Here is a 22,737-nt window from a genome sequence, read left to right as displayed (position 1 = left end):
TAAAAAAAACCGCCGGCATGATCGCCGGCGGTTCGATAGTGCTCCACCAAAACGCCGATCAGAAGTTGGCGCGGAACTGCGCACCCACGATGCGCGGGTCGTTGATGAAGCCGGTGAGGTTGTTGAAGTCGATCGCACCGGTCACGCGGATCTGATTGGTGCAGTTGCGGCAGAACACCGACAACTCGTACGCACCCGCGCCCCAGTTGTAGCCGATCTTGGCGCCACCTTCGACCAGCGGCTGGCCGGTGAATTCCTTGGAGTCGTACAGGAAGAAGTTCACTTCACTGCGGTACGACCAGTCCGTGTAGAAGAACAGCTCGCCGTCGTTGCCCATCGGAATGCCGTAACGCAGGGTGGCGTTGGCCATCCACTTGGCTGCCTGCGGCAGGTCGTTGCCGTCGATCACCGCACGGCCGGCCGCGTTGATCGGGTCGGTGACCGTGCAGGTACGGCAGATGCCCACCGACAGGTTCGGGTCGTCGATGCGGGTCCAGTTGTAGGCGCCGCCGGCGGTGACGCGCAGGTTCTGGGTGAGCAAGGCTTCGAAATCGAACTCCGCGCCGCGGGCCTTGGTCTTGTCGGCATTGAGCAGGCGGATGTCGTTGGACGCGCCACCCACCGCCGTGAGCTGCTGGTTCTTCACGCGGAAATCGTAGATGTCAAAGCTCAGGCGCGCGCGGTTGTCGAACAGGTCCGACTTGATGCCGACCTCGAACGAGTCCACCGTCTCCGGCTCGGCCACGGTCAGCGGCGCGGTGCCCGACGGCACGCCGAAGCTGGCGCCGCGGAAACCGCGTGCGGCACGTGCGTACACATTGACGGCGTCGTTGATGGAGAACGTAGCCGCCAGATCGCCGGTGACCTTGGAGTTGTCGGTCTCGCCGCTGGACGGTTCGACCAGGGTGACGCGGTCCAGCGCCAGCACGTCGAAGGTCTTCTTGTCGTAGGTGTAGCGGATGCCGGCGCGCAGGTTCAAACGGTCGGTGGCCGCGTAGTTCAACGAGCCGAACGCCGCCCAGGAGGTATTGCGCTGGCGGGTCAGCTGATAGCTGGCCAGATCACCGCCGCTGAGGGTGTTGTAGGTGTAGTTTTCGCCTTCCACATCGTCGTGGAAGTAGTACAGGCCGGCCTGCCAGTTGAGCGGGCCGTCGTACTGCGATTCGGCGCGCACTTCCTGGCTGTACTGGTCCAGGCTCTTGATGCCGCCGGCGGTTTCCACCGGGAACGGAATCACGCCCGGGCCCGACGGCGGCGCAAACACCGCGCCGAAGCCACCGTCGATATCGCCACGGCTGTAGTACTTGCCGATCCCTTCGTAGGCGGTGATCGAGTGCAGCGCGATGTCGCCCAGGTCCCAGGTCAGGTTGGCGCTGCCGCCGTAGGTCTGCAGTTCCTGGCGGTTGGCACCGTCGATGAAGGATTTTTCCGCATCGAAGCCATCCACCAGCTGATTGGTACCGGGCTGGATGATGTTGGCGCGGAACAGGCGCGCGGTACCGTCCAGATGGCGCGCATGCGCATTGAACAAGGCACTGAAATCGTCGCTGGCCTGGTACAGCAGCTGCAGGCGCACGGCCGAATCGGTATAGCCTTCCAGATCGCGGCCGTCGCGGTTTTCCACCCAATCGTCGCGGCGCTGGCCCAGCGTGGACAGACGCGCTGCCCAATGGTCGCCCATCGCGATGCTCAGGCCGCTTTCCAGGGTCATGGTGCCGTAGGTGCCGTACGACAGGCTGGCGTAGCCGTCATTGGCGCCGATGGTCGGCTTGACCGAATTGAACTTGACCACGCCTGCCGGCGTGTTGCGGCCGAACAGCGTGCCCTGCGGGCCGCGCAGCACTTCCAGGCCTTCCAGATCGAAGATCGGGAAGCCCTTCAGGAAGGCGTTTTCCTGCACCACGTCGTCATAGATCAACGACACCGGCTGCGAGGCGTAGGTGTTGAAGTCCGTATTGCCGTAGCCGCGGATGTACACGCGCGGGAACACACGGCCGTTGGACGATTCGATGTTCAGGCTGGGCGCCTTGCCGGCCAGCACGCGGATGTCCGAGCCGCTGGTGGAGATGGCATCCAGGAACTCCGGGCGCAATACCGAGGCGGAAACCGGCACATCCTTGGAGTCTTCCGAACGCCGCTCGACCGTGACCTTGACCGCATCCAGACGCACGACGCCGTCGTCGCCGGGCGTCTGCTGTGCAGCGGCATGGAGCGGAAGAAAGGAAGCGACGGCAACGGCAAGCGCGCTGATCTTGAGCGACCGGCTGGCGGACATGGGAAGAACTCCGGATTCTGGTGGCGGGGCGGCCCGGCCTGCGTGCCGCGGTGCAACAGAATTAACACGATTTACACAATTATGGCAGGGCGCGTGCGAAAAAGTTTCCAGAATTCGAAACAGCGTTCGAATTAATGCAACACGGCAGTGCGTTTTACACGATGGCGAAAAAGGAGGCTTGGTTAGCGACGCTGGCCACGCTGCCATTTACTGCGCTGTGGTGGCCAGCGCCAATCACTTGGGGGCGCAACAACATCGATCAATGGCATTGGGAATGACCATCCAGCGTGGACATACGCCGGACTGAAACGCAGATGTTCCGGGTTCTACGCGTATGCCTGGAAGAGCCGATGCGGAGCAGATCCGGCTAATGCGGGCAGCGCGACGCCGGCTCCGCATCGCCACCAGGCGTGCCCGACCGACGCGATGCACATCTCGCACACCAGCACCAGTGAAGTGCCTCGCACGCCAGGCATGTGTCGCGTGCATCCACGCGCGCCAACACCCTGCGCAGGCCTATCCAACCTCGGCAACCGGCGCCGGCACCCTGACCCACCCCTCCATCAACACCCGCGCACTGCGGCTCATCAGCGCCTTGGTCACCTGCCACTGGCCCTCGACCAGCTGCGCCTGCGCGCCGACCCGCAAGGTGCCGGATGGATGCCCGAAGCGCACCGCCGAGCGCGCCGCACCGCCGGCAGCCAGATTGACCAGCGTGCCCGGCACGGCTGCAGCGGTGCCGATCGCCACTGCTGCAGTGCCCATCATCGCGTGATGCAATTTGCCCATCGACATCGCACGCACCAACAGATCGATTTCGGCCGCATGCACCGGCTTGCCGCTGGACGCGGTGTAGTCGGCCGGCGGCGCCACGAAGGCGACCTTGGGCGTGTGTTGCCGTGTCGCGGCGTCTTCCACCTTCGCAATCAAACCCATCCGCACCGCACCGTGTGCGCGCAATGTCTCGAACATGGTCAAGGCGCGCGGGTCGCCATTGATGGCGTCCTGCAGCTCGGTCCCGGTGTAGCCCAGGTCGCGCGCGTTGACGAAGATGGTGGGAATGCCCGCATTGATCAGCGTGGCATCGAGCGTGCCCAGCCCGGGAATTTCCAGTTGATCGATGACGTTGCCGGTGGGAAACATCGCCCCGCCCTCGCCTTCGGCATTGTCGGCCGGGTCGAGAAATTCCAGCTGCACTTCGGCTGCAGGAAAGGTCACGCCGTCCAGTTCAAAGTCGCCGGTTTCCTGCACCAGCCCATCGGCCATCGGCACATGCGCCACAATCGTCTTGCCGATATTGGCCTGCCAGATGCGCACCGTGGCCACGCCATCGCGTGGCACGCGTGTGGGATCGATCAAGCCGCCGGCGATGGCGAATGGCCCCACCGCCGCCGACAGATTGCCGCAGTTGCCGCTCCAATCCACGAACGCGCTATCGATGGACACCTGCCCGAACAGGTAGTCCACATCATGCCCATCGCGCGTGCTGGCCGACACGATCACGCTCTTGCTGGTGCTGGAAGTGGCACCGCCCATGCCATCGATCTGCTTGGCATACGGATCCGGACTGCCGATCACCCGCAACAACAGCGCATCGCGTGCAGCGCCCGGTTGCTGCGCGGCCGCGGGCAGATCCTGCAGACGGAAAAACACGCCTTTGCTGGTACCGCCGCGCATGTAGGTGGCGGGGATGCGGAGTTGGGGAGCGAATGCCATGCATGTTCCTTGGAAACGACGTGCGGACGTGATGTGAATAATTTTGCGTAATGCATCTGTACGGCCTGGCGAAGGTCGCCATGACAGTCGCAGGCACGCCTTGCTGCTCATGTCATAGTGGCAGTTGCGTCTGCTCCGGCATGAGCCCCTCAGGTCGCAATGGCCAAGATCCGATGGGTACATAGCGATACGGTCGCCCACCGCCTTCGACCAATAGCACCTCGGTGGCGTGCCAGGTGATGGGCACGATTGGCTGGTTGAGCTTACCGGGCGCGGCATAGCTGATCGTTATGTGTGGCGTGTGTCCGCCCCCGCCATGCAGGCCTTCCGCACACAGCGCTGCTGCGATGGCAGCCTGCAATGCAACGAAGGCAAATGGCGTGCCCTCTGCCCGGAATGCCCAATGCACCGGGTCGGTTCCGCCACTGGTGATCCGGTTCAAGCAGAACGTCACTGCCTGAGCATCGAGACGATCGCCCGCGCGCAGCATTGCGGCACGCGCAGCCGACCCTTCCAACCGATCCGAAACCGATTGATGCCAGTTGCCTGGATCGAAGTACGCCTCACCAAGCAGTGCATCCAGGCGGTGTGCAGCCACGACACCGGCCATCGCTTCAAGCACCTGCGGTGGCGGCTTGAGCATGAAGATCAATCGCGAAGAATCGGCCATGGTGCTGCCCTATGCGGCCTTGTTTGCCTCAAGAAAATCCTGCGCAAACCGCTGCAAGACGCCACCGGCTTCGTAAATCGACACTTCCTCTGCAGTATCCAGGCGGCAAGTCACCGGCACCTGCAGTTGCTCGCCATTGCGCCGGTGGATCGACAACGTCAGCGTGGCGCCGGGCGTGCGCTCACCCACCACGTCGAAGGTTTCGCTGCCATCGATGCCCAAGGTCTTGCGATCGGTGCCCGGTTTGAACTCCAGCGGCAGCACGCCCATGCCGATCAGGTTGGTGCGGTGAATCCGCTCGAAGCCTTCGGCGACGATCACTTCCACACCGGCCAGCCGCACGCCCTTGGCCGCCCAGTCGCGCGAAGACCCCTGCCCGTAATCGGCGCCAGCGATGACGATCAGCGGCTGCTTGCGCGTCATGTAGGTTTCGATCGCCTCCCACATGCGCAGCACCTGGCCTTCCGGCTCCAGCCGCGCCAGCGAGCCGGCCTTGACCTGCCCATCGACCACCGCCATTTCGTTGATCAATTTGGGGTTGGCGAACGTGGCGCGCTGTGCGGTGAGATGGTCGCCGCGATGGGTGGCGTAGGAATTGAAGTCCTCCTCCGGCACGCCCATCTGCGCCAGGTATTGCCCGGCCGCACTGCCGGCCATGATCGCGTTCGACGGCGACAAGTGGTCGGTGGTGATGTTGTCGCCCAGCACGGCCAACGGGCGCATGCCGCGTAGCGTGCGCGCACCGGCCAACGCGCCTTCCCAATACGGCGGACGCCGAATATACGTACTGGTCGGGCGCCAGTCGTACAGCGGGTTCACGCTGCCCCCCTGCCCCACGCTGCGCTTGAACATCGGGTCGTATACGCTGCGGAAGTGTTCCGGCTTGACGCTGCGCGCCACCACCGCGTCGATCTCGGCATCGCTCGGCCACAGGTCCTTGAGCGTGACCGGCACGCCGGCGGCGTCGATGCCCAACACATCCTTCTCGATATCGAAGCGCACCGTGCCGGCAATGGCGTAGGCAATCACCAGCGGCGGCGAGGCGAGGAACGCCTGCTTGGCATACGGATGGATGCGCCCATCGAAATTGCGGTTGCCCGAAAGCACCGCCGTGGCATACAGATCGCGATCGATGATTTCCTGCTGGATCGCAGGATCCAGCGCCCCGCTCATGCCATTGCAGGTGGTGCAGGCAAACGCCACGATGCCGAAGCCCAACTGCTCCAGCTCGCCCAGTAAACCGGCCTCTTCCAGGTACAGCTGCACGGCCTTGGACCCCGGCGCCAGCGAGCTCTTCACCCACGGCTTGCGGGTCAATCCGCGTGCATTGGCGTTGCGCGCCAGCAAGCCGGCAGCGATGACATTGCGCGGGTTGGAGGTATTGGTGCACGAGGTGATCGCTGCGATGATCACTGCGCCATCAGGCATCTGCCCCGGCACCTGCTCCCACGCACCGGCAATCCCACGATCCGCCAGCTCGGTAGTGGCCACGCGTTTGTGCGGATTGGATGGCCCGGCCATGTTGCGTACCACGCTGGCCAGATCGAACTGCAGCACGCGCTCGTACTGCGCGGTGGCCAGATCGTCTGCCCATAGGCCGGTATGCCGCGCATAGGTCTCCACCAACGCGACTTGCGCATCGTCGCGACCGGTCAAGCGCAGGTAATCGATGGTTTGCTGGTCGATGTAGAACATCGCCGCCGTCGCACCGAATTCCGGTGTCATGTTGGAAATGGTCGCGCGGTCGCCGATGGTCAGTGCGCGTGCACCATCGCCATAAAACTCGAGATACGCGCCGACCACGCGCTGCGCGCGCAGGAATTCGGTCAATGCCAGCACGATGTCGGTGGCGGTGATGCCCGGCGCCGGCCGGCCGGTCAGTTCCACGCCGACGATGTCCGGCAGGCGCATCCACGAGGCGCGCCCCAGCATCACGTTTTCCGCTTCCAACCCGCCAACGCCAACCGCGATCACGCCCAGCGCATCCACGTGCGGCGTATGGCTGTCGGTGCCCACGCACGTATCCGGAAACGCCACCCCGTCCAGCGTGTAGATCACCGGCGACATTTTCTCCAGATTGATCTGGTGCATGATCCCGTTCCCCGGCGGAATGACTTCCATGTTCTCGAACGCACGCTTGGTCCATTCGATGAAGTGGAAGCGATCGGCATTACGACGATCTTCCACGCTGCGATTCTTGGCGAACGCCTGCTTGTCGAAGCCGGCGTATTCCACCGCCAGCGAGTGATCCACGATCAACTGCACCGGCACCACCGGATTGACCTGCGCCGGGTCGCCGCCCTGCTCGGCAATGGCATCGCGCAAGCCCGCAAGATCCACCAGTGCGGTCTGGCCCAGGATGTCGTGACACACCACCCGTGCCGGAAACCACGGGAAATCCAGATCGCGCTTGCGCTCGATCAATTGCCGCAGGTACGCCTCCAGCAGTTGTGGCTCTGCCCGCCGCACCAGGTTCTCGGCATGCACGCGTGCGGTGTATGGCAAGGTTGCATACGCACCGGGCTGCAGCGCATCGACGGCGGCGCGTGCATCGAAGTAATCCAACGAGGTGCCCGGCAAGGGCTTGCGGTACTGGCTATTCATGGCTGGCGATATCGAAGCGGGCGGGGGGAATCGGGAATCGGGAATCGGACTTGGCGTTGCAGAGGTTTGCAGGTCTTGCTGCTGACCTGGCTTGCGAGGTCCGATCGCCTTCATGGAAGGCGACCGAAGCCCAGAAATCAGCGGCTGCGCAAAGCGTCCTCAGCTGCGCTGATCCAGCGGCACGAACACCTGATCTTCCGGCCCGGTGTAATTGGCCGAGGGGCGAATGATCTTGCCGTCCATGCGCTGCTCGATGATGTGCGCGCTCCAGCCGGCTGTGCGCGCCAGCACGAACAAGGGAGTGAACATCGCCGTCGGCACGCCCATCATGTGGTAGCTCACCGCACTGAACCAATCCAGGTTCGGGAACATCTTCTTGATGTCCCACATCACGCTCTCCAAACGCTCGGCGATGTCGTACATCTTGCGGCTGCCCTGCTCATCGGACAGCTCGCGCGCCACCTCCTTGATCACCTTGTTGCGCGGGTCCGACACCGTGTACACCGGATGTCCAAAGCCAATCACCACTTCCTTGCGTTCCACCCGCGCCTTGATATCGGCTTCTGCTTCGTCCGGGGTGTCGTAGCGCTTCTGCACTTCGAACGCCACTTCGTTGGCGCCGCCATGCTTGGGGCCACGCAGCGCACCGATGCCACCAGCGATGGCGCTGTACATATCGCTGCCGGTCCCGGCAATCACGCGGCTCGCAAAGGTAGATGCATTGAATTCGTGCTCGGCATACAGGATCAGGCTGGTATGCATCGCGCGCACCCACGAATCCTTGGGGGCAAAGCCGTGCAGCAGGTGCAGGAAATGGCCGCCGATGGAATCGTCGTCGGTCTCCACCTCGATGCGCTTGCCGTTGTGGCTGTAGTGATACCAGTACAGCAGCATCGAACCGAGTGAGGCCATCAGTTTGTCGGCGATGTCGCGCGCACCCGGGTGGTTATGGTCGTCTTTTTCCGGCTGCAGGCAGCCCAGCACCGACACGCCGGTGCGCATCACATCCATCGGATGCGCCGACGGCGGCAACTGTTCCAGCGCAGTTTTCACCGCTGCCGGCACACCGCGCAGCGAGCGCAGCTTGGCTTTGTAACCGCGCAGCTCGCCGCTGTTGGGCAGCTTGCCGTGCACCAGCAGGTACGCGATTTCTTCGAACTCGCTGGTGGTGGCCAGATCGAGAATGTCGTAACCGCGGTAATGCAGATCGTTACCGCTGCGCCCCACCGTGCACAGGGCCGTGTTACCGGCGGCAGTGCCGGACAGGGCAACGGACTTTTTCGGCTTGAAACCAGCAATAGCAGTGTCGTTCATGCGATGAGCTCCCAAACTGTGTGGTGTCGCGGTATGGCGTGCGAGGTGGCAATGAGATGATCAGCAGCGCGCAATCATGCGCCTTTGCGCGCAAACAACGCATCCAGACGCTGCTCGTAATCGTGATAGCCGATGCGCTCGTACAGCTCTTCGCGCGTCTGCATGCTGTCCAGCACGCCCTGCTGATGACCGTCGCGCCGAATCGCGGCATAGACCGCCTCGGCCGCCTTGTTGGCTGCGCGAAATGCCGACAGCGGAAACAGCTGGATCGCCACGCCAGCCTGCGCCAGCTGGTCGCGCGTAAACAACGGGGTCTTGCCGAACTCGGTAATGTTGGCCAGCACCGGCACGCCTACCGCATCGACGAAGCGCTTATAGGTGTCCAGGTCGTAGGCAGCTTCGGCGAAGATGCCGTCCGCACCCGCTTCCACGCAGGCGATGGCACGTTCGATCGCCGCATCCACGCCTTCCATCTGGATTGCATCGGTGCGCGCAATCAGGAAGAACGCCGCATCGGTCTTGGCATCGGCCGCGGCCTTGACCCGATCCACCATCTCGCCCTGGCTCACGATCTCCTTGCCCGGCCGGTGACCGCAGCGCTTGGCGCCCACCTGGTCTTCGATATGGCAACCGCCCGCGCCGGCCTTGATCAGCGACTTGATGGTGCGCTCGATATTGAACGCGCTCGGCCCGAAGCCGGTGTCAACGTCCACCAGCAGCGGCAGCTCGCACACGTCGGTGATGCGGCGCACGTCGATCAATACGTCTTCCAGCGTATTGATGCCCAGGTCCGGCAACCCCAAGGACCCGGCCGCCACGCCGCCGCCGGACAGGTAGAGGGCCCGATAGCCGGCGCGCTGGGCCAGCAGCGCATGGTTGGCATTGATCGCGCCGATCACCTGCAGCGGCGATTCGGCAGCCAGTGCGGCGCGAAAGCGCATGCCAGCAGAGGGAGTGGACGAGGACGTCATGGCGGTTCCTTGGATGGGATCACCGTGCAGGCGCAAGCACCATGCCAAGTACAAGTCGTTGATTTGATGGCAACCCCACGCGCCAATTGTTGCAAAAGTGCAACGTCTGATTCACTATGAAACATCATTGAAACGCGACACCGTCATGCGCCCGCCTGCCCCTTCGGAAACCGCAGACGCCTCCTTGCCCATCATCTGGACCGTCAGCGTCTCGCGCCTGACCGGCCTGCTGGCCGATGTCATCCCCGAGTTCGACCAGCGCGCGCGCATCGAGCAGATCAACCTCGGCTTTGCCGAAGCGGTCGAGGTCATCGGCCAGCGCCTGCGCCGCGAGCGCTGCGACGCGCTGGTGGCCGGCGGATCCAATGCGGCGTACCTGCGCAGCCGGCTCGCGCTGCCCTTGGCGCCCATCCAGGCCACCGGGTTCGATCTGATGGAAGCGCTGGCGCGTGCGCGCCGCATTGCGCCACGCATCGGCGTGGTCACCCACGCCACCGATGTGCCGTCGTTCCGCGCGTTTCAACACAGCTTCGATCTGGAGATCGAACACCGCCGTTTCGTCACCGCCGAAGACGCACGCGACTGCATCGCCGATCTGCGCGCCAGCGGCATCCAGGTCATTGTCGGCACCGGCATGGCGATCGACTTCGCCGAGCAGGCCGGGCTGCCTGGCGTGCTGCTGTATTCGGCCGATTCGGTGCGTCATGCGCTGGAGCAGGCCATCACGCTGGGCACCGCTCCAGGCATCGATCGCGTCGCCGGCCGTGCCGCCCCGCGCCGCGCACGACGCGCCGACGCCCTGCTGGGCGAAGACGGCGCAATGCGGCGCGTGCGCGAGCTGGTGCAGCTCTACGCACCGCATACCGGCACCGTGTTGATCAGCGGGGACACCGGCACCGGCAAGGAACTGGTCGCAAGACAACTGCATGCCGGCAGTCGTCGCCGCGGCCGTTTCGTGGCGATCAACTGTGGCGCCATCAGCGAATCGTTGCTGGAGGCGGAACTGTTCGGCTACAGCGACGGCGCCTTCACCGGTGCACGTCGCGGCGGCCACACCGGCCTGATCGAAGCCGCGCAGGACGGCACGCTGTTCCTCGACGAAATCGGCGAATTGCCCGTGCCGTTGCAGACCCGGCTACTGCGCGTCCTGGAAGAACGTGAAGTAGTGCGTGTCGGCGCAACGGTGCCCGTTGCGATCGACGTGCGCGTGGTCGCCGCCAGCCTGCAGGACCTGCAGCAGTTGGTCGAACAAGGCCGCTTCCGCCGCGACCTGTTCTATCGTCTTGCCGCGCTGCGCATCGCACTGCCTCCGTTGCGCAATCGCCGCAACGACATTGCGTTGTTGCTTGCGCATTATTTCCAGCAACTCGGCAGCATCGCATCGCCGTTATCGCCAGCGGCATTGCAACGCCTGCAACAGCACACCTGGCCCGGCAACGTGCGCGAACTGCGCAATCTGGTCGAACGCCTGTGCATTCACTGGAAATCCCAACCGCACGACAGCCTCAGCCTGGAGCAACTCGAACGCTGGGCGCCGGAATTATTCGATACGCATTTCGGCAACCACGAAGCACCGCGTGAGCTTGCCGATTTGGCAACCTCTCGCCTGCAGCTCACTGCCACCGCAGTCCGCGCAGCGCTCGACCGCGCCAACGGCAACCGCGCCCTTGCCGCGCAAGCGCTCGGCGTCTCGCGCACCACGCTGTGGCGCTGGATGCAGGCGCAGGCGGTGGCATCGCGTGCATAAGGCAAGCGCGAACTCGCGCGGCTGACCAGGCCACACATGAATGGCATGCACGCTCGGCGCATGAATGCCCGAGCCACGCTGATCGCGATATGGGCGCACTCAGAACGACACGAGGCAGCGATCTGGTGAAACGATCAACTCGCCGACCGCAAACGCCGCGCGCCTTCATCGCATGCCTTTGAAAAGCGTCTCGCCGTCACTTGACCCGCGTGTACTCGGTATCGCCCGTGCTCAACTTGCCGGTCGCCTCATCGATCGCGTAGTTGACCGTGCCGACCCCGTTGGACACCTGCAGCACGCCCTTGGTCAGCAGCGCCGGATGGTTGCGGGTCTTGACGCCATTGCCGAACAGCTCCGGCTGGGTGTCGCGAATGATGAAACTCTCGCCATTGTGCTCGATGCTCAGCACATTCTTTTCCGACTTCACGTTGACCCACTTGCCCACGTACTGCTCGCCAACGTCGCGCGCGCACCCGGCCAACAGCAATGTCGCAACCAGCGCACTTCCAAGCAGCGTCTTCATCGCCACTCCATCTCGATCCGGGGCCTTGAAGGATGGCAAGTCCCTGTCGAGCTCGCAAGGCACCGGCCTTAGCGAAAAGTGCTTAAATGCAGCGTCTGTCGCCAATAGTGCCGAACGCCGTTCTCAATTAAGCATGGTGATACCAGCACCGGAGCCAGTTGCTCTGGCAGTCGATAGGCCAAGCAAACTGTGCAGCGCCCGGTTCAACGATGAATCTGTGTCGTCAAAGCGCTGTCGGGATCGAGCAGATGGATCGCGTCGTTGATGAGTAACAGTTGTTCATTGAGAAAAATCATCTCGCTGACTGTCAGACCCTGCATTCCAGCAACAAGATCCAGCTGCCGCCACCGAAGCGGCAACTTTGCATTCCCGAAATTCCAGTCGTCCCTACGATGGGCATATGCGTTGCGCAAGGCGCGCAGCAAGACAACGGCGGGCTCACTTTGATAGCTCCGCTTGGGGCCTGATGCGCATACCTTCACATGGCATCAGAGATGTCGACGATTGCTTGACGCGCGGTATATCGAACCACTTCCTGCGCACGCTCGCGCCACTGCTCCGGGTAGACCTTAAAGGTCCAGTTCACGCCAGGACTGGGAATGGCTCGGTGGCAATGTCGTCGCCGTCGAGAATGAGCTCAAAGGGGACCCCTGCATCCACCGCCTCCCGCATGTAGCGGAAGCCAGCGATCGCATGCCATACCGCCGAGTTGGCGGCGGTGACTGCCTGTATCGCTGCATCGAAAGGTGACTGCCGCGTAGTCATATCACCAAGCCTGTGGCTGATGCCCTGCAACTACGAAAAAACCGGCTTTCGCCGGTTTTTGTTTGACTCTGAATTCATGGTGGGCGGTACAGGGTTCGAACCTGTGACCCTTGCCGTGTGAAGGCAATGCTCTACCGCTGAGCTAACCGCCCGGTGACGCGAGCCGCACATTATAGGGCAGCGGCGGCGGTCGTCAACAACTGTTTACCTGCCCTCTTTCACGCCAGCCAGATCGCACCTTCATCGCACAGGTCTGCCGCGATGACCTAGCAGCTTCACCGCGAGCCTCACTGGCGTCTTGCCGTGCCCCTGGCGCTTACATCGTATGCGTCGGCTTGTCCGAGGTGGTCAATCCGGCCAGCAGCGTCTCGATCTTGTTGCGTACCGCCTCGCCTTCCGGGCCGTCGGGGAACTGCACGCCGATGCCGGCGGCGCGGTTGCCCTGCGCGCCGGCAGGCGTCGTCCAGATGACCTTGCCGGCGACCGGCAAGCGCTCGCTGGAGTCCGGCAGGGTCAGCAGCAGGAAGACTTCGTCGCCCAGCATGTAGCGCTTGGGCGTGGGCACGAAGATGCCGCCGCCTTTCACGAACGGCATGTAGGCGCTGTAAAGCGCTGGCTTGTCTTTCAACGCCAGCGACAAAATGCCTTGGCGTGCATTCATTGCACTCATCGAGTTCCCCTAGAACGTGGCTGGCGCTCTCCCTCGCGCCAGGACAGCAATAATTCCGTCACTGCCAGGTCGGCGCGGACGGTGGTGCGCAGCAGATCGCGGGTGCGGTTGGCAGCGTCGAACCAGGTCGCCAGCTTGTGCAACCGCGATGGATCGGTCAAGCCGGCCGATGCTTGTGCCAATGCCAGATCGGCGGCATGGCGCAGGCGCTGGTCGGCCTGGCCGTCGTTGGTCCAGCGCTGCGCGACATCGACTGCGCCGGCGCGTCCACTGGCGATCTGCTCCAGATCCTGCGCGACCGCACGCCGCACGGCTAGGCCGTCTTCGCGCAACCACTGCGCGGCCAGGCCGGGGTGGCCGCGCGCGGCGTCCAGCGCTTCCTGCGCGGCGCGCTCGCTCACGCCTTGCGACAGCAGCCAGGCCAGTGCCTCGTGCGCAGGCGGCAGCTTGAATTCCAGGCGCTGGCAACGGCTGCGGATGGTCGCCGGCAGACGCGCCGGTTGCGCGCTGATCAACCACAGGTAGCGACCCGGCGACGGTTCTTCCAGGGTCTTGAGCAAGGCATTGCAGGCCGAGCGATTGATCGCATCGGCCGGGTCGACGATCACCACCTGGGCGATGCCGTACTGCGGGGTCAGCGCGAGCTTCTGCGAAATCTCGCGCACCTGCTCGATGATGATCTCGGTACGCAGTTTGTCGCCGGTGCGATTGGGAATGAACGAGACCAGTTGCAGGTCCGGATGGGTACCGGCGGCAATCAGCTGGCGCGTGCGCTGCACCAGCGTCGGGTCGGGCGAGGCGGCCAGGACGTGCTCGGCCAGGGCCAGGGCGACGGCACGCTTGCCCAATCCTTCCGGGCCGCAGATCAGCAGCCCATGTCCAAGCCGCCCCGCATCCAGCGCAGCCACGGTCTGGTCGAAGGCGCGCTGCTGCCAGGGCGAAAATGCGGCGGTCATGGCGTGGTCTCCGTCTGCGGCGTACTCGGCAGGCGGCGGCGCTGCAGATAGCGCGCCACCGCTGCGTTATGTTCGGCCAACGTGGCCGAAAACGCGTGCGCGCCGGTGCCATCGCCCACCGCCACGAAATACAGCGCCTCGCCGGGCGCCGGCCGCACCGCCGCCAGCAGCGCCTCGCGCCCCGGCATGGCGATCGGCGTCGGCGTCAGGCCGGTGCGGGTATAGGTGTTGTACGGCGTATCGGTGGTCAGGTCGCGGCGACGGATATTGCCGTCGTAGCTGCTGCCGATGCCGTAGATCACGGTGGGGTCGGTCTGCAGCTTCATGCCCAGCTGCAAGCGGCGCAGGAACACCCCGGCAATGAGCGGGCGCTCGGAGGCCAGCGCCGTTTCCTTTTCGATGATCGAGGCCAGGGTCAATGCCTGCTCCGGCGAGGCAAGCGGCAGGTTCGGGGCGCGCTGCTCCCAGGCCTGTGCCAATGCCTTGTCCATGGCCGCATGCGCGCGCTTGAGTACATCGATGTCGCTGTCGCCACGCTGGTAGACATAGGTTTCCGGCAGGAAGCGCCCTTCCGGATGCTGCTTGGCAAATCCCAGGCGGGCCATCAGTGCCGCATCGTCCAGCGCATTGATGGAATGTTGCAGCGGCGTGGCGGTCGCCAGTGCGGCGCGCAGCTGACGGAAATTCCAGCCTTCCACGATCGTGAAGCGGTACTGGATCACCCGTCCCTGGCGCATGCGCGTCAGCAGTTCCCGCGGCGACAGCGCTGGCGACAGCGCGTATTCGCCCACCTTGAGCTTGCCGGCCGCATCGACCTGGCGCGCCAGCAGCTGCCACTCCAGCTCGGCGCCCTGCACCAGGCCGGCAGCGCGCAGTTTGCGCAATGTGGCCTTGAGCGAATCGCCGGGCGCAATCACCACGCTGGGCGCGCTCGCAGGCACGGGGGTATCGGCGAAGTGCAGGTAATGCCGCCACGCCACCACGGCGGCAATCGCCAGCAGCGCTGCAAGCAGCAATGCCGTGCCCAGCACGGCCAGACATCCGCGTTTGCCAGTCACCGCCACACCCACCTCGTCATTGCCCCTGCGCCGCGCAGGATACCGCGCGCCGGTGATGTCCCGTTGAAGCGCTCATGTCTGCTCGATCGCGCGCAATACGCCCCGTGCCTTGGCGCGGGTTTCGTCCAGCTCGCGCTGCGGATCCGAATCCACCACGATCCCGGCCCCGGTGCGGAACCGCACCTGGTGACCGGCCACCTCGGCCGTGCGGATCAGGATATTCAGATCCATGTCGCCGTCGCGATTGAGCCAGCCGAATGCGCCGGTATAGGCCCCACGCGCGGTCTGTTCGAGCTCGGCGATGACCTGCATGCAGCGCACCTTCGGGCAACCGGTAATGGTGCCGCCGGGGAACACCGCGGCAATCACCTCACCGGGCGTCACTCCGGCACGCAGGCGCCCGCGCACGTTGCTGACGATGTGATGCACATGGGCATAGCTCTCCACGCACATCAACTCGTCCACCTCCACGGTGCCCGGCGCGCAGAGGCGGCCCAGGTCGTTGCGTTCCAGATCGATCAGCATCACGTGCTCGGCGCGCTCTTTCGGATGCCCGACCAGCTCACGGATACGTGCGGCATCGTCGTCGCCGGCAAACCGCGCGCGGGTGCCGGCGATCGGGCGCGTCTGCACCACATCGCCCTGTACCGACACCAGCCGCTCGGGCGAGGAACTGGCCACTGCACGCCCGGCCGCCACGAACAGGCCGGCGAACGGCGCCGGATTGGCCGCACGCAGGCGCGCATGCAACGCGGCCGGATCGACCACCGCAGCGAATGCCGCGTGCCACGCGCGCGAGATATTGGCCTGGAACACATCGCCGGCGCGCAGGTAATCGAGCACGCGCTCCACCGCCGCGGTGAAACGCTCGGGAGCATCTTCGTCCACGGCAAGCGGCCCGGCCCAGGCAGGCAGCGGCGGCAGTGCGGCGCAGGCAGCAATGTCCTCGCCGATCTGCTGCAACAACTCCTCGCGGCCCGGCTCTGCCAGCGCCACGCAGTGCCCGTGCAGGCGATCGCGCAGCACCGCTGCCGGCGCGCGCAAGGCCAGCGCAGTGGGCAAGCCATCGGCGCGCGTCGGCAGTTGCAGAATCGGTTCGACCTGCGCGGCCAGTTCGTAATCCAGCAGCACCGCCCAACCGCCGCGAAACGGCCAGGGGCTTGCAGGCGCGTGCGGCACCCGCTCGGCCTGCCAGGCGGCATCCAGCGCCGCCAGAAAGCCGCCCTCCAGCACTTGCCCAGCGCCATCGCGCGTGCATCCGTCCGGATCCAGCCGCAGGCATGGCCCCTCTGCCAGCAACAGCACATCCCAGCGACCGTGCTCGGTGCCGGAAGCGCTGGATTCCAGCAGGGCCGGATAGCGTTGCGGTGACAGCCGATGCAGCGCCAGCAGGTCGATGTCCGCGTGCAGTGATCGGGTAAGCGTCATCGGTCCGGCATGGCGTGGGATACAGACGCGCCGCTGCCGTACGCAGCGCGCGAGGAGTGAATCAAAGGGTGATCGCAGGAGTGAACATCAACCCGCAAGCCGGCAGTGCATGCGGCAGCCAGGCAGGTCGCGCGCCGATGACGGCCACGCGACCGATATGCAGGGTCAAACGCGCTTGAACACCAGCGTGCCGTTGGTGCCGCCAAAGCCGAAGCCGTTGGACATCACCGCATCCACCTGTACCTCGCGCGCCACGTTCGGCACGTAATCCAGGTCGCAGCCTTCGCTTGGCTCTTCCAGGTTGATGGTCGGCGGGATGATGCCGGTGTGCAGCGCCATCACCGAGAAAATCGCTTCCACACCGCCGGCCGCGCCGAGCAGATGCCCGGTCATCGACTTGGTCGAGCTCACCATGGTCTTGTAGGCGTGATCGCCCAGGGCGCGCTTCATCGCCATCGTTTCGGCCAGGTCGCCCAGCGGCGTGGAGGTGCCGTGCGCGTTGAGGTAGCCGATCTGCTCGGGGTTGAGCTTGGCATCGCGCATCGCTGCCGCCATGCTGCGCGCCGCGCCCTCGCCGTCTTCGCTGGGAGCGGTCATGTGGAACGCATCGGAACTGGCGCCAAAGCCCACCAGCTCGGCATAGATGCGTGCGCCACGCGCCTTGGCGTGTTCGTACTCTTCCAGCACCAGCACGCCGGCACCGTCGCCCAGCACGAAGCCATCGCGCTGCTTGTCCCACGGCCGCGAAGCGCCGGTCGGGTCGTCGTTACGGGTGGACATCGCCTTCATGGCGCAAAAGCCGCCCACCGAACTGGGCGACGAACCGCGCTCGGCACCGCCAGCCAGCATCACATCGGCATCGCCGTGCTGGATCATGCGCATCGCGGTACCGATCGAGTGGTTGGACGTGGCACAGGCCGATACTGCCGAGAACGTCGGGCCTTTCAGGCCTTTGATCAGGCTCACCTGGCCGGGCAGCATGTTGATGATGGTGCTGGGCACATAGAACGGCGAAATCTTGCGCGCGCCGCCCTCATGGAATTTGATGGTCTGCTCTTCGATGCCGAGCAGCCCGCCGATGCCGGAGCCGAGAATGGCGCCCACGCGTTCGGCATTGCTTTCGTCGATTTCCAGGCCGGAATCGTCCAGCGCCATGAACGAGGCGCCGACACCGTAGTGGATGAACGAATCCATCTTCTTGACGTCCTTGGCGGACACAAAAAGCGTGGGGTCGAAATTCTTGATTTCACCGGCGATCTTGGTGGTGAACTGCGAGGCATCGATCTGCGTGATCGGGCCAATGCCCGAGCGGCCGTGGACGATTCCATCCCAGCTGGTGGCCAGATCATTGCCCAGCGGCGACACCATGCCCATGCCGGTAACGACAACACGACGACTCATTGCAGATCTCCTCACCACGGAACGGACGGTGCTTGGGGTTTGCGGGTGACACTTGAAAAACACAGGGCCGCATCAGCGGCCCCATGGAATGTCTGATGCGGCAGCGGCTTGATGCACGCCGCCACGATCAGGAACAACGCATCAGCTCTTGACGTGAGCCTTGACGTAGTCGATCGCCTGCTGCACCGAGGTGATCTTCTCGGCCTCTTCGTCCGGGATCTCGCACTCGAACTCTTCTTCCAGCGCCATCACCAGCTCGACGGTGTCCAGCGAGTCGGCACCCAGATCATCGACGAACGATGCGCTGGTGGTGACTTCCTCTTCCTTGACGCCGAGTTGTTCGACGACGATTTTCTTGACGCGTTCTTCGATGGTGCTCATTGGGGATATCGCTCCAGCTGGAGTAGTGGTGGTTCGAGTTTTAGGATCCCCGCACACGGATGTGCGGTGCTCCTGTGAGGGACTCACAAAACGCCATCGCCGCTGCGATGGCCGCGTTGGATAGTGTAGTGGAAGCGACCGGGCCTTGCATTGCATCACAACTCCCGGCCGATCAGCCACTTAGCGCCTCCCGGCGCCGCACGCTTACGGCATGTACATGCCACCGTTGACGTGCAGGGTCTCACCGGTGATGTAGCGGGCCGTCGGGCCGGCCAAAAACGCCACCGCATTGGCGATGTCTTCCGGCTCGCCCAGATGGCCCAGCGCAATCTGCTGCAGCAAGGCGGTCCTGGCCTCGTCCGGCAGCGCCTTGGTCATGTCGGTATCGATGAAACCGGGCGCCACCACATTCACGGTCACCCCGCGCGAGCCGATTTCCTTGGCCAGCGATTTGGAGAACGCGATGATGCCGGCCTTGGCGGCGGCATAGTTGGTCTGGCCAGGATTACCGGTCACGCCCACCACCGAGGCGATATTGATGATGCGGCCCTTGCGCGCCTTCATCATGCCGCGCATGACCGCCTTGGAGGTGCGGAACACGCTGGTCAGGTTGGTGTCGATGATCGCCTGCCAGTCGTCGTCCTTCATCCGCATCAACAGATTGTCGCGGGTGATGCCGGCGTTGTTGACCAGGATCGAGATGGCGCCGAATTCCTTGCCGATGGCATCGATCAGGCCATCGACTGCAGTCGCGTCGGTGACGTTCAACTCACGGCCGTGTCCGCCGTGGGCGGCCAGACGCTCGCCGATCGCCGCGGCGCCGGAGGCCGAGGTGGCGGTGCCGATGACCGTGGCGCCCTGGGCGGCCAGGGTGTCGGCAATAGCCGCACCGATGCCGCGACTGGCGCCGGTGACGAGGGCGATTTCGCCCTGCAGGGGCTTGCTCATGATTGCTGTTCCTCGATGGGGGGACGCCGCAACCGTGGCCGCGAACGTCGAGGGATGCCGGCACGACCGGCAGCGGCGTTGGATCAGTGCGCCCACGCGTCGAGTGCGCCGGCATAGTCGGCAGGCGTTGCCAGCGGCCGCGCGTCCAGGCTCTTGTCGATACGCTTGATCAGCCCGCTCAACACCTTGCCCGGGCCGCATTCGGCAATGCGGGTGATGCCCCGGCTTGCGAGCGCCTGCACGCAGCCGGTCCATTGCACCGGCAGGTAGAGCTGCTCCACCAAGGCCTGGCGGATGGCCGTGTTGCCCTCATGCACGCGCGCGTCCACGTTCTGCACCACCGGAATCTGCGGGGCGTGCCAGGTCAGCCCGGCCATCGCCTCGCCAAGCTGATTGGCGGCATCGCGCATCAGCGGGGTATGCGAGGGCACGCTCACTGCCAGCTTGACCGCCTTGCGCACGCCGCGCTCGGCCAGCAGCGCCAACGCGCGATCCACCGCCGCAGCGTGGCCGCCGATCACGATCTGACCGGGCGAATTGAAGTTGGCCGGCACCACCACGTCGCTACCGGACGCCTGGTCACAGACCTCCTGCACCACGGCGTCTTCGGCGCCCAGCACCGCAGCCATCGCGCCAACGCCCGCCGGTGCCGCAGCCTGCATGAACTGGCCGCGCAACCGCACCAGATGCGCACCATCGTGCAACGACAGGGCGCCAGCCGCGACCAGCGCGGTGTATTCGCCCAGGCTGTGTCCCGCCAGCAGCACCGGGCGCTGCCCGCGCTGGGCAGTCCACAGACGCCACACCGCCACGCCCGCAGCCAACAAGGCGGGCTGGGTGTATTCGGTGCGATTGAGCATTTCTTCCGGGCCGCCCTGGGACAATGCCCACAAGTCGACGCCGGCGCCCTCGGAGGCTTCGGCGAACGTTTCACGAATCTGCGGGTGCAGTTCGGCCAGTTCGGCCAGCATGCCTAAGGACTGCGAGCCCTGGCCGGGAAACACGAAGGCGAGAGTGGATTCGGTCACGCGTTGCTGCCTACAAAAATCGAGCCGGGATCATACGTGCGAAATCGCTCCGGCGTCTGTACTGCCGCGTATGCAGAAGGCTCCGCGAACGTGTCGCGACGTCGCGAAACCGCACACCGGGCCTGGTCGGGCCGGGCGCGCGCAACGGCAACCGTCGCGCTGACGCGCCGCTATTCGGGTTTCGATGGTGAAAGCGCTGCCGGCAAAGGCGGCGCGGCCAACGCCCGCAAGGCCGGCGGGCGAGGAAGTGAAGGGCCAGGCGCACCCGGTGCTGCCACCTGCGCCTCGTCTACCCTGGCAATGGGAATGTTGCCGCTTGTCCACGCAGCATCCCGTCCTCATCGACGAGTTGCCAGACCACACCGTCGGCGATCCGGAAGCGGGAACCATCCTTCGCGATCCGCACACCTGCGTAGTCCCTGACGACGCCATCGCGGGTGACCGCATCGAGCAAACGCTGACGTTCCGCGCGTTCCGGCAATTCTGCCGATAGCCGCGATGGCATGCCGACGAACTCGCCCCAGCTGTAGCCGAATACGCGCTGCGCCGCCTGGTTCGCATAGACAAACCGCGGATCTGCCGCGATATCGTGCGCAAGCAGGGCGAACGGCGCATCGCGATACAGCCAATCGGGCTCGATCTGTCGATCTGCGACCAGCGGGCGGCCTGCAAACCGCTGGTAACTGCCAGTGAGCAAGGCGACGAAAACGGGGTCGTGGGCGGGGTGCATGCGCAGACTTTACTTGCCGGCCGGCCTGTCCGACGCCCCGGCCCGCAGACGGGTCGCATCCAGCGAATCAAGCCACTCACGTGACCTAAAACCGGGCGCTACCCTTCACGGAATTCAAGCGCTCCGGAAACCTACACAGGCACCAGGCGGCAAGATTGCCACCATCGCAAGGAAAGACGAGTGTCCCGCCATGCACGCATCCGCGTGAGTGGACGTGCGCACCTGCTCGGCGCAGGACGCAGAAACGTCAGTAGCGCAGCAGCGCCGAGCCCCAGGTAAACCCGCCGCCGAAGGCTTCCAGCAACAGCAACTGGCCGCGCTGCACGCGACCGGAGCGCACCGCCTCGTCCAGCGCCAGCGGCACCGACGCAGACGACGTATTGCCATGGCGATCCACGGTGACGACCACCTGATCCATCGGCAGCTCCAGCCGCTTGGCGGTGGCTTCGATGATGCGCAGGTTGGCCTGATGCGGAATCAGCCAATCCAGGTCGTGCTTGTCGAAGCCATTGGCCGCCAGGGTCTCATCGACCACCGAGTCCAGCGCCTTGACCGCATACTTGAAGACGTCGTTGCCCTTCATCAGCAACGCGCCGCCGCCATTCTTGCCTTCGCCGAAGCCCACCGAGACCCCAACCGGGTCCCACAGCAGTTCTTTCTTGCTGCCATCGGCGTGCAAATGGGTGCTGAGGATGCCGGTTTCTTCGTCGGCCTTGAGGATCACCGCGCCGGCACCATCGCCGAACAGCACGCAGGTGGTGCGATCGGTCCAGTCGACGATGCGGGTCAGGGTTTCTGCGCCCACCACCAGCACGGTCTTGGCGTCGCCACTGCGCACGAACTTGTCGGCCACGCTGAGCGCGTAGACAAAACCCGAGCAGGCAGCGTTGATGTCCATCGCACCGCAACCGACATTACCCAGCCGGGCCTGCAACAAGCAGGCGGTCGACGGAAAGATCAGGTCCGGGGTGGTGGTGCCGATGACGATCAGATCGATCTCCTCGGCGGTCACACCGGCCGCTTCCATCGCCTTCAGCGAGGCGAAATACGCCAGATCGCTGGTGGTCTGGTCGTCGGCAACGATGTGACGTTCACGGATGCCAGTGCGCGAGAAGATCCATTCATCGCTGGTGTCGACGATCTTCGACATGTCGTCGTTGGTCAACACCTTTTCGGGCAAATAGCTACCCGTGCCCGCGATTCTGGAATAGATCCGCTTGCTCATACTGTTCCCTGTTGCAAGAGCCGCGGTGACCGGCGGCTCCTGAAGAAGCGAGAGTCACCCGGCCGCGTCGAACGCGGCGGGCGCCACGGATCAATCTTCTTGGACGGCCGACGACTTGGTCGCGATCACCTTCTTGCCACGGTAGTAACCGTCGGCGGTGATGTGGTGGCGCAGATGGATCTCGCCGCTGGTCGGGTCGGTCGACAGCTGCTTGGCGGTCAGGGCATCGTGCGAACGACGCTGGCCGCGACGGGACGGGGTGACACGGGATTTCTGCACAGCCATGGGATTGCTCCAACTTTAGTTCGATAACTTGTCTGTTGAGTC

19 protein-coding genes, 1 tRNA gene and 1 pseudogene are annotated in these 22,737 nt (G+C 64.6%); 1 reads left to right on the top strand and 20 read right to left on the bottom strand.

Annotated elements, in window-relative coordinates; translation table 11 throughout:
* Positions 1–58: 58 nt before the first annotated feature.
* The 6 genes from ACCQ15_RS05595 to prpB all read right to left on the bottom strand — a co-directional run bounded on the left by ACCQ15_RS05595 (position 59) and on the right by prpB (position 9,550).
* The gene (locus ACCQ15_RS05595; RefSeq protein WP_031421458.1) at positions 59–2,275 is read right to left on the bottom strand and encodes a TonB-dependent receptor; all 2,217 of its coding nucleotides are present in this window, start codon (positions 2,273–2,275) and stop codon (positions 59–61) included.
* Between the two features lie 516 nt (positions 2,276–2,791).
* Entirely contained in the window at positions 2,792–3,991 is a 1,200-nt protein-coding gene (gene prpF, locus ACCQ15_RS05590) for a 2-methylaconitate cis-trans isomerase PrpF (RefSeq protein ID WP_372165482.1), read from the bottom strand.
* A gap of 112 nt (positions 3,992–4,103) precedes the next feature.
* Positions 4,104–4,661 (bottom strand): hypothetical protein, encoded by a 558-nt coding sequence (locus ACCQ15_RS05585; protein WP_372381297.1) that lies wholly within the window; start codon positions 4,659–4,661, stop codon positions 4,104–4,106.
* 9 nt (positions 4,662–4,670) lie between these two features.
* Positions 4,671–7,265, bottom strand: coding sequence for a Fe/S-dependent 2-methylisocitrate dehydratase AcnD (gene acnD / locus ACCQ15_RS05580; protein ID WP_372381296.1), 2,595 nt, complete (start codon positions 7,263–7,265; stop codon positions 4,671–4,673).
* Between the two features lie 159 nt (positions 7,266–7,424).
* The gene (prpC, locus tag ACCQ15_RS05575) at positions 7,425–8,579 is read right to left on the bottom strand and encodes a bifunctional 2-methylcitrate synthase/citrate synthase (RefSeq protein ID WP_008571591.1); all 1,155 of its coding nucleotides are present in this window, start codon (positions 8,577–8,579) and stop codon (positions 7,425–7,427) included.
* A 74-nt stretch (positions 8,580–8,653) separates the two neighbouring features.
* Positions 8,654–9,550, bottom strand: a complete 897-nt coding sequence (gene prpB / locus ACCQ15_RS05570) for a methylisocitrate lyase (RefSeq protein WP_046935143.1) — start codon at positions 9,548–9,550, stop codon at positions 8,654–8,656.
* 127 nt (positions 9,551–9,677) lie between these two features.
* Here prpB and prpR point away from each other — a divergent pair, with 127 nt between their 5' ends.
* Complete coding sequence (gene prpR, locus ACCQ15_RS05565) at positions 9,678–11,297, top strand: propionate catabolism operon regulatory protein PrpR (protein WP_218555765.1); 1,620 nt, start codon at positions 9,678–9,680, stop codon at positions 11,295–11,297.
* A gap of 196 nt (positions 11,298–11,493) precedes the next feature.
* Here prpR and ACCQ15_RS05560 read toward each other — a convergent pair whose 3' ends face one another.
* From ACCQ15_RS05560 to rpmF, 14 genes and pseudogenes are all read right to left on the bottom strand, one after another.
* Entirely contained in the window at positions 11,494–11,820 is a 327-nt protein-coding gene (locus tag ACCQ15_RS05560) for a hypothetical protein (RefSeq protein WP_008571594.1), read from the bottom strand.
* A gap of 203 nt (positions 11,821–12,023) precedes the next feature.
* Positions 12,024–12,585, bottom strand: a pseudogene (locus tag ACCQ15_RS05555) (hypothetical protein).
* Between the two features lie 77 nt (positions 12,586–12,662).
* Positions 12,663–12,737: transfer RNA gene (locus ACCQ15_RS05550), tRNA-Val, on the bottom strand.
* 164 nt (positions 12,738–12,901) lie between these two features.
* Positions 12,902–13,255 (bottom strand): PilZ domain-containing protein, encoded by a 354-nt coding sequence (locus tag ACCQ15_RS05545; protein ID WP_003483889.1) that lies wholly within the window; start codon positions 13,253–13,255, stop codon positions 12,902–12,904.
* Positions 13,252–14,211, bottom strand: coding sequence for a DNA polymerase III subunit delta' (locus tag ACCQ15_RS05540; RefSeq protein ID WP_372381295.1), 960 nt, complete (start codon positions 14,209–14,211; stop codon positions 13,252–13,254). The genes ACCQ15_RS05545 and ACCQ15_RS05540 overlap by 4 nt, the downstream gene beginning before the upstream one ends.
* A complete protein-coding gene (gene mltG, locus ACCQ15_RS05535; protein WP_039416293.1) occupies positions 14,208–15,281 on the bottom strand; it encodes an endolytic transglycosylase MltG in 1,074 nt (357 codons plus the stop codon). The genes ACCQ15_RS05540 and mltG overlap by 4 nt, the downstream gene beginning before the upstream one ends.
* Before the next feature lie 60 nt (positions 15,282–15,341).
* Positions 15,342–16,697, bottom strand: coding sequence for an aminodeoxychorismate synthase component I (locus ACCQ15_RS05530; protein ID WP_011346637.1), 1,356 nt, complete (start codon positions 16,695–16,697; stop codon positions 15,342–15,344).
* A 165-nt stretch (positions 16,698–16,862) separates the two neighbouring features.
* Complete coding sequence (fabF, locus tag ACCQ15_RS05525; protein ID WP_011346636.1) at positions 16,863–18,098, bottom strand: beta-ketoacyl-ACP synthase II; 1,236 nt, start codon at positions 18,096–18,098, stop codon at positions 16,863–16,865.
* Positions 18,099–18,239: 141 nt separating this feature from the next.
* On the bottom strand, positions 18,240–18,479 hold the full coding sequence (gene acpP, locus ACCQ15_RS05520) for an acyl carrier protein (RefSeq protein WP_002814322.1): 240 nt from the start codon (positions 18,477–18,479) through the stop codon (positions 18,240–18,242).
* Between the two features lie 204 nt (positions 18,480–18,683).
* Entirely contained in the window at positions 18,684–19,427 is a 744-nt protein-coding gene (gene fabG / locus ACCQ15_RS05515; protein ID WP_008571604.1) for a 3-oxoacyl-ACP reductase FabG, read from the bottom strand.
* Between the two features lie 83 nt (positions 19,428–19,510).
* A complete protein-coding gene (gene fabD / locus ACCQ15_RS05510) occupies positions 19,511–20,455 on the bottom strand; it encodes an ACP S-malonyltransferase (protein WP_136733044.1) in 945 nt (314 codons plus the stop codon).
* A 289-nt stretch (positions 20,456–20,744) separates the two neighbouring features.
* Positions 20,745–21,185, bottom strand: coding sequence for an MEKHLA domain-containing protein (locus ACCQ15_RS05505; protein WP_277569213.1), 441 nt, complete (start codon positions 21,183–21,185; stop codon positions 20,745–20,747).
* A 247-nt stretch (positions 21,186–21,432) separates the two neighbouring features.
* Positions 21,433–22,410, bottom strand: a complete 978-nt coding sequence (locus ACCQ15_RS05500) for a beta-ketoacyl-ACP synthase III (RefSeq protein ID WP_372381294.1) — start codon at positions 22,408–22,410, stop codon at positions 21,433–21,435.
* Between the two features lie 90 nt (positions 22,411–22,500).
* Entirely contained in the window at positions 22,501–22,695 is a 195-nt protein-coding gene (gene rpmF / locus ACCQ15_RS05495; RefSeq protein ID WP_003483870.1) for a 50S ribosomal protein L32, read from the bottom strand.
* Positions 22,696–22,737: the final 42 nt, after the last annotated feature.

This window comes from Xanthomonas sp. NCPPB 1754 (genome assembly GCF_041475725.2).
GTDB lineage: Bacteria > Pseudomonadota > Gammaproteobacteria > Xanthomonadales > Xanthomonadaceae > Xanthomonas > Xanthomonas euvesicatoria.
Note: the sequence above shows the minus strand (reverse complement) of the source record. Positions and strands in the feature narration are given on the sequence as shown.

Coding starts and splice junctions, on each gene's coding strand:
- ACCQ15_RS05595 (WP_031421458.1), bottom strand. CDS start 2,275: ATGTCCGCCAGCCGGTCGCTCAAGATCAGCGCGCTTGCCGTTGCCGTC.
- prpF (WP_372165482.1), bottom strand. CDS start 3,991: ATGGCATTCGCTCCCCAACTCCGCATCCCCGCCACCTACATGCGCGGC.
- ACCQ15_RS05585 (WP_372381297.1), bottom strand. CDS start 4,661: ATGGCCGATTCTTCGCGATTGATCTTCATGCTCAAGCCGCCACCGCAG.
- acnD (WP_372381296.1), bottom strand. CDS start 7,265: ATGAATAGCCAGTACCGCAAGCCCTTGCCGGGCACCTCGTTGGATTAC.
- prpC (WP_008571591.1), bottom strand. CDS start 8,579: ATGAACGACACTGCTATTGCTGGTTTCAAGCCGAAAAAGTCCGTTGCC.
- prpB (WP_046935143.1), bottom strand. CDS start 9,550: ATGACGTCCTCGTCCACTCCCTCTGCTGGCATGCGCTTTCGCGCCGCA.
- ACCQ15_RS05560 (WP_008571594.1), bottom strand. CDS start 11,820: ATGAAGACGCTGCTTGGAAGTGCGCTGGTTGCGACATTGCTGTTGGCC.
- ACCQ15_RS05545 (WP_003483889.1), bottom strand. CDS start 13,255: ATGAGTGCAATGAATGCACGCCAAGGCATTTTGTCGCTGGCGTTGAAA.
- ACCQ15_RS05540 (WP_372381295.1), bottom strand. CDS start 14,211: ATGACCGCCGCATTTTCGCCCTGGCAGCAGCGCGCCTTCGACCAGACC.
- ACCQ15_RS05530 (WP_011346637.1), bottom strand. CDS start 16,697: ATGACGCTTACCCGATCACTGCACGCGGACATCGACCTGCTGGCGCTG.
- fabF (WP_011346636.1), bottom strand. CDS start 18,098: ATGAGTCGTCGTGTTGTCGTTACCGGCATGGGCATGGTGTCGCCGCTG.
- acpP (WP_002814322.1), bottom strand. CDS start 18,479: ATGAGCACCATCGAAGAACGCGTCAAGAAAATCGTCGTCGAACAACTC.
- fabG (WP_008571604.1), bottom strand. CDS start 19,427: ATGAGCAAGCCCCTGCAGGGCGAAATCGCCCTCGTCACCGGCGCCAGT.
- ACCQ15_RS05505 (WP_277569213.1), bottom strand. CDS start 21,185: ATGCACCCCGCCCACGACCCCGTTTTCGTCGCCTTGCTCACTGGCAGT.
- ACCQ15_RS05500 (WP_372381294.1), bottom strand. CDS start 22,410: ATGAGCAAGCGGATCTATTCCAGAATCGCGGGCACGGGTAGCTATTTG.
- rpmF (WP_003483870.1), bottom strand. CDS start 22,695: ATGGCTGTGCAGAAATCCCGTGTCACCCCGTCCCGTCGCGGCCAGCGT.